At 44.5% G+C, this 13,776-nt stretch carries 12 protein-coding genes; 6 read left to right on the top strand and 6 right to left on the bottom strand.

What is annotated here, in order from left to right:
• Window positions 1-104: 104 nt before the first annotated feature.
• Entirely contained in the window at window positions 105-809 is a 705-nt protein-coding gene (locus NST38_RS06215; protein ID WP_036668803.1) for an AIM24 family protein, read from the bottom strand.
• 18 nt (window positions 810-827) lie between these two features.
• Window positions 828-1,283, bottom strand: coding sequence for a hypothetical protein (locus tag NST38_RS06220; protein ID WP_036611459.1), 456 nt, complete (start codon window positions 1,281-1,283; stop codon window positions 828-830).
• Window positions 1,284-1,613: 330 nt separating this feature from the next.
• On the opposite strand from NST38_RS06220, the gene NST38_RS06225 reads away from it, so the two are divergent.
• From NST38_RS06225 to NST38_RS06235, 3 genes are all read left to right on the top strand, one after another.
• Window positions 1,614-1,781 carry a hypothetical protein gene (locus NST38_RS06225; protein ID WP_017690196.1) on the top strand — a complete coding sequence of 56 codons (168 nt, stop codon included), beginning with the start codon at window positions 1,614-1,616 and terminating at the stop codon, window positions 1,779-1,781.
• A gap of 207 nt (window positions 1,782-1,988) precedes the next feature.
• Complete coding sequence (locus NST38_RS06230; RefSeq protein ID WP_017690195.1) at window positions 1,989-2,693, top strand: hypothetical protein; 705 nt, start codon at window positions 1,989-1,991, stop codon at window positions 2,691-2,693.
• Window positions 2,694-2,790: 97 nt separating this feature from the next.
• Window positions 2,791-3,816, top strand: coding sequence for a helix-turn-helix transcriptional regulator (locus NST38_RS06235; protein WP_083684463.1), 1,026 nt, complete (start codon window positions 2,791-2,793; stop codon window positions 3,814-3,816).
• Window positions 3,817-3,873: 57 nt separating this feature from the next.
• Here the strand turns inward: NST38_RS06235 and NST38_RS06240 are convergent, their stop codons facing one another.
• Window positions 3,874-4,545: a 3'-5' exonuclease gene (locus NST38_RS06240; RefSeq protein WP_017690193.1), complete on the bottom strand. Its 672-nt coding sequence runs from the start codon at window positions 4,543-4,545 to the stop codon at window positions 3,874-3,876.
• A 436-nt stretch (window positions 4,546-4,981) separates the two neighbouring features.
• Here NST38_RS06240 and NST38_RS06245 point away from each other — a divergent pair, with 436 nt between their 5' ends.
• Window positions 4,982-6,928, top strand: a complete 1,947-nt coding sequence (locus tag NST38_RS06245; RefSeq protein ID WP_256720027.1) for an FAD-dependent oxidoreductase — start codon at window positions 4,982-4,984, stop codon at window positions 6,926-6,928.
• 368 nt (window positions 6,929-7,296) lie between these two features.
• Window positions 7,297-9,081: a proline--tRNA ligase gene (locus NST38_RS06250; protein ID WP_076251368.1), complete on the top strand. Its 1,785-nt coding sequence runs from the start codon at window positions 7,297-7,299 to the stop codon at window positions 9,079-9,081.
• 599 nt (window positions 9,082-9,680) lie between these two features.
• Here NST38_RS06250 and NST38_RS06255 read toward each other — a convergent pair.
• From NST38_RS06255 to NST38_RS06265, 3 genes are all read right to left on the bottom strand, one after another.
• Window positions 9,681-11,495, bottom strand: a complete 1,815-nt coding sequence (locus tag NST38_RS06255) for a 5'-nucleotidase C-terminal domain-containing protein (protein ID WP_076251370.1) — start codon at window positions 11,493-11,495, stop codon at window positions 9,681-9,683.
• Window positions 11,496-11,667: 172 nt separating this feature from the next.
• Window positions 11,668-12,084 carry an ImmA/IrrE family metallo-endopeptidase gene (locus NST38_RS06260; protein WP_036668810.1) on the bottom strand — a complete coding sequence of 139 codons (417 nt, stop codon included), beginning with the start codon at window positions 12,082-12,084 and terminating at the stop codon, window positions 11,668-11,670.
• Between the two features lie 42 nt (window positions 12,085-12,126).
• Window positions 12,127-12,570: a helix-turn-helix domain-containing protein gene (locus tag NST38_RS06265; RefSeq protein WP_082219000.1), complete on the bottom strand. Its 444-nt coding sequence runs from the start codon at window positions 12,568-12,570 to the stop codon at window positions 12,127-12,129.
• A 707-nt stretch (window positions 12,571-13,277) separates the two neighbouring features.
• Between NST38_RS06265 and NST38_RS06270 the strand changes: the two genes are divergently transcribed.
• Complete coding sequence (locus tag NST38_RS06270; protein ID WP_017690187.1) at window positions 13,278-13,760, top strand: ArpU family phage packaging/lysis transcriptional regulator; 483 nt, start codon at window positions 13,278-13,280, stop codon at window positions 13,758-13,760.
• Window positions 13,761-13,776 lie beyond the last annotated feature (16 nt).

The following is a 13,776-nucleotide window of genomic DNA, read 5'->3' on the forward strand; positions in this document are numbered from 1 at the left end:
ATTGTCTGAACCATTATAACATGAAACGGTGTGGTGACCACCCCACTGGAGCATAGTGGCAGATAATCGGTCGGCTCCATCAACTAACAGCTTATTTGATCAGTTTATTTGATCAATACATTGCCGAAAGGGATCACTTCTTTCAGAATTCGTTTGAACAGTCCCTCATCGTTAAGATCTTGTTCCAAGCGGTGATTCTCACGTCCAGCCTGAAAGAGTACAGATCCATGTCCTGTCATCTTCCAATGATAATTCATATGCTGACTGGCAAGGTTGTTACCATATACGGTGAGTTCCAGATGTGCATTTTCAGGATAGGCAATAATGCTACCAGCATCCACATAGAGTGGCGCTGTTGGGTGAAGTTCCTGTTGGCAGACCTGACCTTGAGTGAGCAATCCGATTTTGCCTTTGCCGGAAAATTTCATTTTCACTGCATCACGGGTGATCAGCATGTTTTTGATTTTCTGGATTTTGGTATGCATGGTTACACCATCAGAGTAGAAGAACAGGTGGCGGAAGTCATAGAGCAGATCACTGTCCTCCGTGAGCTCCACTTCCTTCATCGTGAATCCGGGAGGCAGGGCAGCCACAAATTGGCAAGGTCCGGTGATTTCGGATTTAATCAGCTTTTTTTTGCGATATATGCCCGTGATATTCATGAATTTATCATTGCGACTCCCACTTGGACCGCGGAAGGCCACAATTTGCTGCGGATGCAAAATATGAAGGCGGTCATCTTTAATCAGTGAAAATGTGACGACTTGTCCTGCTCCGCCTGCTTCAGCATTGTTCAGGTGTATGTTCATGCAGTTGCTCCTGTTCTTTTATACTCGGCCGGAACGGCGACGCATTCCCCAGCGCATCACACGAATCAGAACAAAGTAACCCAATATGAGAGAAACGACAGTGATGATCGTCGTCTGAATTCGTTTGGTGGTAGCTGCTTTGGCATTCTGGTCGTCCTGTAATTTACTTACCATTTCAGTTAGTTTCTGGTTCTGAGCCAGCAGTTGTTCGTTCTGGGTCTTAAATGCTTCGACATTGGCCTGGGCTTGTCCCAACTGAGCAGACGTTTGATTTAATTGCTCCATCGTTTGCTTATAACTTTCCTGCAGAGCGTTCACTTCTCCGGGCAATTCGGAGACTCGCTCCCATCCGCTGTATATATCCGTAAAAATATTGGCACTGGCTGCACTTACTGTCGAAGCGATCGAAACGGTAAATAGAATGCATGTGGTGAATAACACCCGAATGAAATAACCCTGAATGGATTTTGGCATCGTTAACACCTCTTTCTTCGGTTAGATAGATCAATCGCCGAATTCGTCGTCTATTGTTGAAATACGGCTCTTACATTATACGTCAAAACCGGGACGATGGGTTCAAGATGATATCGTTTTATTACCCGAAATATATAAAATTATTTAGGAACAGGGTTGTTTAGCTTACAAATCTGAGGGGTAATAGAACGATAGGCAAGCATACCGGACCGTTTTACAGATCTTTTACTTCAGTTCCGGGTGCATGCTATTCACAAATGCGCAATTTAATGAAAGATACCAATATATCCGATTGAATATAAGATCGTGAACATGAAGGAGTAGAAACATATGTACACAACAGATCAGAACACATCAACCAAAACAATTATGATCACTGTTAATGGAGAGCCAGTAGGGCGTAAGCTGGTCATTGACAGTGTCACCTATGCACCGGTAAACGAAGCAGATGGTGTACAATATTTACACAAAATGGGAATCGATCATCCTACTGTTTAATTTGGGACTTGTCATAGATAAGTGATTGATAAGCTTGGCATAGTGCCAGGCTTTTTCGTCGTTTATTGTCGTATTGAGACGGATTTAGGGATATAAAACTAATATATTGGAAAAATTTAATGAGAACATGTGTTCCGTGACAATATAGTGTCCATTCACCCTGATAACTTAGAAGATAATACACATAAATCGGGGGAGAGACTACCAGTGAACTCAGTCTTTGAAGTATCTTATTCGTGGAATAAAGAGGCCATACCGACAGGGGGAGCCGACCCCGTATATATGATGGTAGAGTGGCGTAACGGTGCCCCTGCCAAAAGACTTAGGAAAATAGCACCCAAAATTGTATCAAGAGATTTGGAACTTTTGCTCAAACCGGAATATGGAGTACAGCTAAAAGGCATTTATGGATGTCGTTCCAAAGAAACGGATATTGGCTGGTTATTGAGGCTTGGGGATATGTACAAGGGAGAAAGTAAACAAATTTTGCTTGAATTCGTCATGGGACCCCGTGTATCAGGAAAAGCTGCCGTATGTTCAGCCTATTGGAGCACAAGGAAGTTGAAGCAAAGTCAACGTGTATTGTTACGAAGAGAACAGCTGTATATTCAGTACACCAGTCATCTGGGCATGCTGCGACAGCCGGAAGATCCCAAGGTGGAGAAGACGATCAAATTAAGTGAAACCGTGCCCCTGATCAAACAAGCCCTGCGCGCCTACGAAAGAGGCCGGGTTCAAGAGGGAAGTAATATGTTACGTCGTCATGCTGATGCCTTGTTAATTGAAGCTGCGCGGAAGCAAGATCTGGACTATTACGCGGAAGCCGAGATCGTTGAAAAGTTGCGTTATCACTATGAGATCACGTTTACAACAGGATATCATGATCGTGAAAAAAAGATATTAGGGGAATAGGGTTGATTTCAGGTGGTAACGGTATAGAGAGAGTCTACATATTTGAAGGTGAAGTTTAGGAGAAGGTCGAATGTATGTATCAATATCATATTAAACAATGGATGGAGTTGTATCAAATTTATTGAAACAACATCGTGGAGGGTCCGGCAAAATGACAGACCGACTAATCCGATTAATGCGCATTATAACGCTGGTGCAGGCGAAGCCAGGCATACTGGCACGTGAGCTCGCCCAGCGATGCGAGACGACGGAAAGGACGATATACCGCGACATGGAGGCCCTCAGTGCAATGCATATCCCGATCGCCAATATGGGACACGGGCAAGGGTACATGTTTATCAGCCAATTTGCCATGTATCCGCTAAATTGGTCTGATGAAGAAGCCCAAGCCTTCATGCATCTTGCTGAAGTTATGGAGAATATTCGTCCTTTGCTGAAACCTGCTTTTGAGAGCGCTTATGAGAAAGTGGTTGCTGCGAGTCAGAAAAACAAAACAGAACGAGTGGAATGGTCGGAGCAAATTAGTGGATTGTTCAAAGCGGGATTGCCCGCATGGCAAAATGAAAACAACGATTCGCAGAATCAATCCATGATTACCCTGCTTCAGGCTGGCATTTCACAGAACACCATTGAAGGGGAGTATCTGTCTCAAGGTAAAAAAGGGATCGTACGTATAGATCCTTACTGTCTTATCCCTCGTGAATACAGATTTGAGCTGTTAGGGTATTGTCACCTGTCGGAGAAACTTCGAATATTTCAGGTGAGCCGGCTGCAAAAGATACGAATATTGCCACGCACGTTTCGCAAAGAGGATTATCTGATGCAATCGCACTTCCGCATTCCTTGGGCATACGAGGGAAGTACGGAGTGGACTGCGTTCAAAATTCGATTTGCACCCCATGCTGTGGAGCGTGTGATGCAGGAGCAATTTTTTTTACGACCCATCCTAACCATTGAACCGGAAGGTAGCCTGTTATTTGAAGCCATATTAAGTGATGTTGACGAATTTCTTGTATGGATATCTAAATATGGACCTGATGCGGAAATTCTCGAACCGGAGATCTGCCGCATCAAGATGAAAGAACGTCTAAACTATTGGCAACAAATGTACAATAAAAGTTGAGATTAGAATGCCACCTATCCTAAGCCAAAACACGATTAAGTACTGTGCTGTGGACGGTTACTCTTTGGTTTTGAAAAGGCTTGCCAGATTGCCAAATGGGGATTCTTTTTCTTCATCTTCTGTGGAGCTGGAATAAACAACCTTGGATGTAATGCCCTCATCATCGGCTGCACAGTTGTTTTCCAGAGTGAAACGGTCAAATTGATGCATAAACACCTTGGCTGTATTGATGGCATCATCCAAGGCACGATGCTGGGTACCATCAAATTCAATTCCGCAGATTTCAAGAGCCTGAGCGAGTCCGAGTTGACGGAACTTACCTTCTTTACGAACGGTGCGGGACCATTGTTGCTGGAGATCGTTATGATTGGTGATCCAGGCCACATCAAGTTGATGGGTGCGACAATGAGAGATCAGTTTGCTGCGGTCATCGGGTCCCCAGGAACACATGTAATAGGGGTCACTTCCCATCCAGGCGATGAATTGATTCAGTGCTGCCGGAAAAAGAGGGGCTGCATCAATATCTTTCTGTGTGATACCTGTAAACTGAATCGTGTCAGTGGAAAGAACAGACTTATTGGAAGGACGAACATACGTATGGAACGTATCCGTTACGACCAATCCATCCGCACTTTCCGTAACTTTAACGGCACCGATATCAATAATTTCAGAAGAATAGCGAGTATTGCGGCTTACCGTGAATTCAAGATCATATATGATATATGGCATAGGACAAGCTCCTTTATCGATTAATACCTGTGATAGATTTCTATTCCTCTATATTACAGGGAACGTGCTGCCATGTCAGCCATCGCCAGAGAATTCATTGTAGTCAGGATGAACGGACAGTCTGAGTGTTTAATGGTCTTTCTAATGCATTTCCGGTTTTGGTAAGTCTTTACTTCGCCAAAAGTGGTCGTTATAATGAGGAAAGTTAGGGACTTTTCCTATGTTTTGTTTGTATTTATGGCAACATAAAAGTAGAATTTTACGTCTTATTATCAGAACTTCCTAACACCGTTTGAAGTGTTGGGGAGTTTTTTATTATTTATAGCATACTCATGTAGGAAAGGAGAAAAAGTTAGTCGGTTGTTGGTATAACATAGGAAAACTACTTCACGAGTTAGTATTATTGAATTTCAAGTACATATGGAGGTTTGTTTCTTTGATTAGTAGAAAATTGAAAATAACAACAATTATAGCCAGTGTGTTTATTGTTTTAATGAGCGCTGCATATGGTGCATTCTATATTTGGAACAAGAATTATAAATTTAATAATAATTATGTATGGCAGCCTTTGGAGGACGTGCAATCTACACTAAACCTGAAAGATTCCTATAACGTTATTGTAGCTGGAACGGATCCGGAAGGTATTACTGCTGCCTTATCAGCTGCTCGTAATGGGATGCGTGTATTGCTGGTGGAAGCAAGAGATCGCAACATGTTGGGAGGATTGTTGACCGAGGGAGGTCTTAATACGCTGGATCTAAATTATTCCCCTGAACAACCGCAGTTATTGAGTAGTTTGCGGCAGCCTGACTTTTTGAACAAAGGTATCTTCCAGGAATGGTTTGACCAGATCGAGGGTAGTTCATTTGATCCCAATACAGCGGCTAACATTTTCTATCGGATGGTTCGTTCTGAACCTAATATTGACCTGTTGATGAATGTTAAGGAATTAGTCCCCCTTACTGAACAATCTACGGGAGATCACACGACAATAACGGGTATGAGCATAACTAAAGAAGATGGAACAACTGTTCAGATCTCAACCCGCTCTATCATTGATGCAACGCAAGATGCGGATATTGCAGCCGCTGCAGGAGTTCCATACTCCATAGGTAGACAAGATATTGGAGATGGTAAATCGAAAATGGTGTCTACGCTTGTATTCAAGTTAAGCGGTGTTACTGATGAGGTATGGCAAAAGTTTAGGGAAAGAGAGGGAACCGGGGTTGATAAGATGAGTGCTTGGGGGTACGGTGATGCTCGAAAATATGAATCCTCCAATCCACAACATATTAAGATTCGCAGTCTGAATATCGGAAGACAAAATGATGATACAATCTTGATTAATACGATGCAAATCTTTGGGGTAGATCCGTTAGATCCGATATCTGTGAAAAAAGGTCTGGAAATCGGGCGTAAAGAAGCCCCACTAATTGTTGATTTTCTGAAGGAAAATTATGATGAATTTGCAGGGCTACAATATGCTGGAACAGCGAACGAACTTTACGTGAGGGAATCACGTCATATCTATGGCGAGTACCGATTAACATTAGCTGATGTCATGGAAAATCGTGATCATTGGGATGCCATTGGATACGGCTCATACGATATTGATATTCAGAGCACGAGTGTTGGAAATCCCGGCACGATTATGTTGAGTCCGATTCAATATGGTGTACCCTTTCGCTCGCTTGTACCGCTAAAGGTTGATGGTTTGCTCGTCGTTGGACGTGCAGCAAGTTTTGATACAATCCCACACGGTAGTGCAAGAGTTGTCCCACTGGGAATGGCAGAGGGAGAAGCAGCAGGAGCGGCGGTCAAGCTGGCATATATCCATAAGGAGTCCTTCCGCGAACTCTCAACTTCCGAAGAGCGAGCATCTGAATTACGTAAGATGCTGGAGAATCAGGGGATGGATCTGAAAGTACATCGTTTCGAACAGCCTGATTATATGGAGCATAAGGATTACAAGGGATTGCTGGCTGCAGCGAGTATGTATATGACTTCAGGCAATTATAATAACGATGGTTGGGAACTGGATAAAGGAATGAATCCAGAACGATTTTTAAGTAAATTGAAAAGAATGCAAGCGATGTTTCCAGAAGCCTACACAGGCAGTGCCGACCAAGCTCTAGCAAATATGGAGAATGCCGTAACCCTACCTTTAACGTTGGATCAGGCTGCGTATATGTTATGTCTGGCAATGGGATCTTCAGAAACGGAAACTTCACTTGAACAGGCACTTGCTCATTTGCAAACACAAAACTTTATAAGTGCCGACACGCTTGCTGGCATTGCTGACAAGAACAATCTTACAAATGGGGATGCGTTTATGCTCATTCGTGATGTAGTGGAGTATTATTCAGGAGTTGTATTCGACTAATTGGTTGACAATTACTTGTAAATGAACTAATGTGGTCAAAAATGATAACAGCGTTATAACGAGGACATGATTGTGCAAGCCAGCTTCAACAGAGAGGGAACAGTGTGGTGCAAGGTTCCTGTAGCTGCTTCATAAATTCCTACCTCGCGAGCTGCGGAAGAGAATGCCCCTACAGGGTTGCAACCTCCGCCGGCAGGGCCCGTTATGCCCCGTAGGACTGCATGTTACAGATCGCAAAGGTTGCGAACGGATTAATTTGCAGTTAAATAAGGGTGGTACCACGACACATTCGTCCCTTGACGGATGTGTCTTTTTGCTGTTTATGCGCCGTATTTAATAACAAAAAGGAAGATTAGGAGTGTGTTATGATGCGTCAAAGTGAAATGCTTGTCCCAACATTACGTGAAGCGCCAGCGGAGGCAGATGCAGCGGGACATCGCTGGTTACTGCGTTCCGGTATGATTCGCCAACTGGCAGCAGGGATATACAGTTACCTGCCCCTTGGACGGCGTATATTGTTAAATGTTGAACGGATCGTTCGTGAAGAGATGGATCGTGCTGGATGTCAGGAAGTGTTACTGCCGATTATGCAGCCTGCGGAGTTGTGGGAAGAATCCGGAAGATACACACAGTATGGTCCCGAATTGATGCGTCTGAAGGATCGTCATGCACGGGAATTTGCTCTTGGACCAACACATGAGGAAGTCGTAACCGCTTTAGCGCGGGACGAGGTGAGTTCGTATCGTAAGCTGCCATTCACCCTGTACCAGATCGGAACCAAGTTCCGGGATGAGCGCCGTCCTCGATTTGGATTGCTGCGTGGACGTGAGTTCATCATGAAGGATGCGTACTCTTTTGCTTCGGACTGGAAAGAGCTTGATCGGACTTATCAGGCGATGAACACGGCGTATAGTCGCATTCTGGAGCGTTGTGGTCTGGACTATATCCGTGTTGAGGCTGACGCAGGAACGATTGGCGGTCAAGGAGAAACACATGAGTTCATGGCACTTGCTGATGTGGGTGAGGACACAATTGTAACCTGCAAACATTGTGGATATGCTGCAAATCTGGAGAAAGCGGGTTATCAGACTTCTGGAGATATGGAGAAAAAAGAAGGAAGCTTGGAAGTTCCAGCTGATTCTGCGAATGCAGACTCCGCGCTTCAAACGGATCAACATTCAGGAGTGGAAACCGTAGTACGTATCTCGACACCTGGCGTTCGTACGATCGCAGAGTTAACCACTTTTGTGGGCAAAGGTGCTGAACATATGATCAAAACGCTGCTTTATGTGGCGGATGGTCAGCTCGTCGCTGCGCTTGTGCGTGGAGATCATGAACTGAATGACATCGCATTGAAGCAGGTGTTGGGGGCAGAGGAACTGATCCTTGCAGACGATGCAGCCATTGCGGCTCATCCAAATCTGAAGGTAGGATTCCTGGGTCCGATTGGACTGAATCTGCCGATGGTGGTGGACGCTGACGTGGCAGTGATGAAGAGTGCAATTACAGGAGCCAATGAAGTGGATGAGCATGTTTCCGGCGTACGCCCAGGCATTGATTTTGCATTGGAGCGAGTAGAACGAATCCGCTTTGCTGCGGAAGGGGATGCTTGTCCAACATGTGGATCACCACTTGTGTTTACCAAAGGCATCGAGGTTGGCCATATTTTCAAATTGGGGACGAAATATAGTGATGCTATGGGCGCTTCATTCCTGGATCGTAATGGTCGCCAGTGTGCGCCAGTCATGGGATGTTACGGCATTGGCGTATCCCGCCTGATGGCCGCTATAGCTGAGCAATATGCAGGAGATGAGGGCATTCGTTGGCCTGCCGCTGTTGCGCCTTATGATGTGCATCTGATTACAGTAAGTTGGAAGGATGAGCAGCAGCGTAAGCTCACTCTCGAACTGGAACAACAATTGATCGATGGCGGTTACACGGTATTGGTTGATGACCGGGATGAACGTCCAGGTGTGAAATTCAAGGATGCGGAGCTGATCGGATTGCCTGTGCAGATCGTTATTGGCCGAGGAGCAGCCGAAGGACAGGTCGAACTGGGATCACACGCACTTGCAGCAACAGGTGAATCGAAACGAATCGGGTTGACTGCACAGGAAGCTGTGCTTTATGTGAAGGAACAGCTCACTTCCTAAATTCAGGGATTCGTTAATTATATGAGTTCATATAATAGTACCGAATATGATGCGGTAGCTGATTTTGATTGCTGAAATTCCAATCTGAGCATGAAAAAGAGGGCTATAGGCATGTAATTTGGCAGGATTTTATGAGTGATATCATACGAAATAACTATATTTGGATAGTTGTATTTAGTATACAAATGCTTTTATGATTAAGGATCTGAAGATGATCATACGCAGGCGGATTTATGTGCAAGTATGCAATTTTGAGAAGATAGAGATGTCGAAATAAAAGTACAATAACCGCATGAACACGGTAATTCCGGAGAGTTTTTATATAGTTCGGTGTGGAAGGCACATGATGAACTTGGTCCGTAAAGGCCTGGCTGGGATTTATTTTTGCCTCAGATGATTGTCAGGATCAGCAGGATATGTCCACAGGAAATGTTCAAGTATCTGATGTGGATTGATGTTAAAGAACAGAGATACAAAAGGGTGTCCCCTCAACCAGTAATCTGGCTTTGGGGACACCCTTTTGGTTATGACAAGATAGATTCGTAATGTTGTTGCACCATATAAGCGATCATGCCTATATGCACTTTGCTTTGCTGAGCTTAAGAAGCTGCAGGCAATTTCAATTGTTGACCTGGATAAATCCAGTGTGGATTTTTAATATTGTTCAGCTTCTGCAATGCCTGCCAAGTTGTGCCGTATTGTTTGGAGATAGAGTACAGGGAATCTCCGGATTTCACAACATGCAGTTTGGCTGGAGCTGGTTTGCTTGGTGTTGGTTTAGACGGTTTTTCCGGTTTTGGTGTTTCCGGTTTTGGTGTTTCTGGTTTTGGCTTGGTTGGAGCTGGTGTTTCTGTTGCCGGAGTTTCCGGCTCTACTGCAGGTTTTACCGCTTCACTGATCCGACCATCTGTTTTGATGTCTACAGCGCCAAGCTTTTGCATGTAATTGATCAATGCTTCGTCCAGCGCGCCGTACATACCCGTAGTTGGATATTTGGCAAACATGGTGTATTCGTCACCACCAACAGCTGTGAAATCATTGGTTGCCAGTGTATACGTTGCTTCCGGATCAAGGGCTTTATCGCCCACGGTTACGGAATGTACACGGCTACCTTCTGCAGCGGAAGTATCGATTTTGAACTTGATACCAGATACTTGCGGGAATCCACCGCTTGGTTCCGGGTAGGAAGCTACACCGACTTCAAGGGCTGCCAGAATATCGGACCCTTTCACTTCAAGCGTTACCACTTGATTACCAAAAGGAAGCACTGTGATGATATCACCTTTGGTTACGATCCCTTTTTCGATGGAAGCACGGATACCACCACCGTTAGTCAGTGCAATATCGGCTTTGCTGACATCACGAATGGCATCTGCAAGCAGGTCACCCAGGTTAGTTTCACCTGCACGTACCTGTTCACGTTTACCATCCAGCAGAATAGCTGTATTGGCTACTTCTTCTTTCAAGATAGGTTCTTGTTCTTTTTGAATGGAGTTTACGAGAGTCGCGACTTTCTCATTTGGTTTGATGTCTTTTGCTTCCGTTTCATCAATTAATGTTGCTTGTTTCTTCGTTACTTTACCACCATCTACCCATAGATCGATGACACCTACGTAGTTAGTGTATTCTCCTGCACTTGCAATCAATGTTCCGTTATCGGATACAAGTCCATCTTGCAGTACAGTATGGCTGTGACCATCGATGAATACGTCGATGCCAGGAACTTCTTTAACAACTTTAAAGCTAGTATCCGTGCTGGATGCATCTTGTCCAAGGTGTCCCAATACCACAACAACATCTACTTTGCTGCGGATTTCGTTTACCAGAACTTTAGCTTCTGCAGATGGATCTGTAATATCAAGACCTTCTACGTTTTTAGGATTCGTTTTGTACAACGTTTCCGGTGTAGTCAAAGCGATGATACCAATCTTCACGCCATCCACCTCTTTAATGAGGTAAGGATCGAAGAGACGTGTTCCGTCTTTTTTCTTCACGTTGGCACTCAGCATGGGGAAGTTCATCATGTCCGCCAGTTCGATCAGGCGATCTGAACCATAGTTGAATTCGTGGTTACCCGGTACGATGGCTTGGTATCCCATTTCATTCATGACTTTTACGATGCTCTCACCATTCACGAGAGTGGCAAATGTTGTACCATGTACAGCATCTCCAGCATCAAGCAAGAGTGTGTTCGGGTTTTCGCTACGATATTTGTCAGCGATTCCAGCTACTTTGGCAAAACCCATAGCAGGTGAAGATTCAACTGCACGGGCATGCGTATCATTCGTATGTAGAATGGTAATGTGTTTACCTGTGCCCGGAGTGGTATCCGTTGCAGCCGCGGCAATACCTACACTGCCAAACAGCAAACAGACCGTTAGCAGAAGTGAAACGTAATTCTTCCAGATTTTCATATGAATCCGAAACCTCCCCAATTAATAATCTACTTGAGCGTTTACACAGCTCACGTAGTATTTTAACAGACTATTATTAGGAAATCTCGCGAATTACGTAAAAATAAGTAACCTGAAAGTGACATGTAATTCTGCTGTTGGAAAATATAATCTTCGGAAAGAACATATGTTCTTAAAGTGTGTAAAAAAAATGCTGCGCTTCACGCGGCAGTCCGGTACGCAAACAAAATTTCTCCAAAGATTCATCCGGTTCAGGCATCACTCCGGAGGTCAGCAATTGAATGGCAAAACGGTTAGCCTGTCTTTCCAGCTTGCCTGGAGCAAAATAGGAATGTTCCTCCAGAAAGAATCGATTAATCCCTTTATGAAGTCGGTCATGACCAAGCTCATGGGCGCACACGAACCGCTGCCATTCCGGCGGCAAATCATTGTGTATGACGATAAACCTGCGCCGGAGCTTACGAAAGTACATTCCCTTGGTGGACTTCCCCAAATTGGTGAAACGAATCTGTATTCCAACCGCGCGGGCAATGCTGAACGGGCAGTTGGTCCGGTGTTTTCGAATCAGCTTTGTTACGATGTCATCCATATGATCTCACCTGCTGCCTTATTAAATTCAGTGGGTCATGCCTCATGGGCGATTGTCCGATTCGTCTGTCTTTTTGCGTTTGTTCATCTGTTTGGCTTCCCAGAACAGACCTGTCAGCACATCCTTGATTCGTTTCTTGTCCTCTTCATCGAGTGGAATGCCGTCAAACATCAGATCATCATCGTCTTCCAGCATCTTTTTGAAATCACGACGGTCTTTGTATGTAGCCCATTCCGGTACGTCCTGAAGTTCAGCAGCACTCCCTGGTTCAATATAACCAGCCTGCTTCATCATCTCTGTATAGGGCACCGAGAGTGCATCTGAAATCTTGCGGATGGTCGCTGGTTTTGGTACACCCCGGACTCCATTCTCAATACGTGAAATCTGTGAGTTGCTTATTCCGGCTGCTTCGGCGAGCTGATTGATGCTGTATCCCTGTTGCTCGCGCAGTTGTTTCATATAAGGACCAAAAGCGTGCTCCACAATTATGCCAACTCCTTTGATTCGTACAAGTGCTTGAGTTATAAAGAAGACAGTTGGATGGGGGGGAGGTAGATGTGCGTTCTATGCGCCGTTCCGGATTCGGATCGTTCTTTTGATCGCTGTTATCCCCAGATTTCCTATTTCCCTCTCTAAAGGGAGAAATCCGGGGATAAAGGCGAACGCTTCGCTTCTACAGAATCGATTCCGTCTCCTTCACTGCGTATGCGCGTGATACACACCTAAGTCCCTTCCCTAAAAATCTCAGTGGCTTCTTTATAAAAATCAAATGACTTGTACGGAAGTTCATTAATTAAACAGTACTATAACGTATATATACCATTAGGTAAAGAGATATGAAACAATTATGCCAAAAGGCATAGGAAATGAGAGCGAAGGTTTTATTTTATCGTCAAAACGAACCAAAATGAAGGTTTACTCCGATCTCCAGAAAGTGGTATCCTCAAATAGAAATACGAACACTATACGAACAAAATGTAAAGTTGAGGCGGAGCGTGTATTTTGTAATCACCTTCTGAAAAGTGGAATTCCCCGGATTATAGCGGTTTGGAGTGATTCCAAAAGGCAACAGGGGGAAATTTAAAAAATGTCGTTACTTTTTTGGAGAACTGGACAACTCTATGAATAAGAGCGTTTTGTCATCGACTATTAGAAATTTATTTTATAAAGAATACTAAAGGAGGAAGATAAATATGGAATTGATGCTGCCCGAATTGGACCGACGCAAAACGCAAACAGCTGTTGAAGCTGCGCTGGAAAAATACCGAATCTATAAAACCATTGCATTTGAAGAACGAGAGGTTATGGTGACGGCAAGTTATGCCGAGCGTTTCCACGGTGCAACCAATGTGACAGGGGATTCCACGGCGAGAACGGCGATCTACAATGTGGACGTGCAGCGCGCGCGTCAAGCATACTGCGATACGATTGATTTTGTTGTGTCCCGGCTGAGTGAAAAGGAACGTGTACTCGTCTGTGAACGATATCTGAAAGACGATGATGTGTTTGACTATAAAGTGTATAACCATGTGTTTGATCCGCCTGTCAGCAAGGATACGTATACGAAGATTCGTACACGTGCTTTCTACAAAATGGCGCTGGCTCTGTCAGATCGAGGTCTGATTAATATGGAGCCTTTGTCTGTGTCCCGCAAAGAGCGACAGAAGCTGGGCTGAGTGAGCGATTGAAGAA

The sequence above is a fragment of the Paenibacillus sp. FSL H8-0104 genome (genome assembly GCF_038050215.1).
In the GTDB taxonomy this organism is placed as follows: domain Bacteria; phylum Bacillota; class Bacilli; order Paenibacillales; family Paenibacillaceae; genus Paenibacillus; species Paenibacillus amylolyticus.

Bases quoted from the DNA above. Each gene is read 5' to 3' on its own strand.
- NST38_RS06215 (WP_036668803.1), bottom strand. From the start codon at position 809: ATGAACATACACCTGAACAATGCTGAAGCAGGCGGAGCAGGACAAGTC.
- NST38_RS06220 (WP_036611459.1), bottom strand. From the start codon at position 1,283: ATGCCAAAATCCATTCAGGGTTATTTCATTCGGGTGTTATTCACCACA.
- NST38_RS06225 (WP_017690196.1), top strand. From the start codon at position 1,614: ATGTACACAACAGATCAGAACACATCAACCAAAACAATTATGATCACT.
- NST38_RS06235 (WP_083684463.1), top strand. From the start codon at position 2,791: ATGGATGGAGTTGTATCAAATTTATTGAAACAACATCGTGGAGGGTCC.
- NST38_RS06240 (WP_017690193.1), bottom strand. From the start codon at position 4,545: ATGCCATATATCATATATGATCTTGAATTCACGGTAAGCCGCAATACT.
- NST38_RS06250 (WP_076251368.1), top strand. From the start codon at position 7,297: ATGCGTCAAAGTGAAATGCTTGTCCCAACATTACGTGAAGCGCCAGCG.
- NST38_RS06255 (WP_076251370.1), bottom strand. From the start codon at position 11,495: ATGAAAATCTGGAAGAATTACGTTTCACTTCTGCTAACGGTCTGTTTG.
- NST38_RS06260 (WP_036668810.1), bottom strand. From the start codon at position 12,084: ATGGATGACATCGTAACAAAGCTGATTCGAAAACACCGGACCAACTGC.
- NST38_RS06270 (WP_017690187.1), top strand. From the start codon at position 13,278: ATGGAATTGATGCTGCCCGAATTGGACCGACGCAAAACGCAAACAGCT.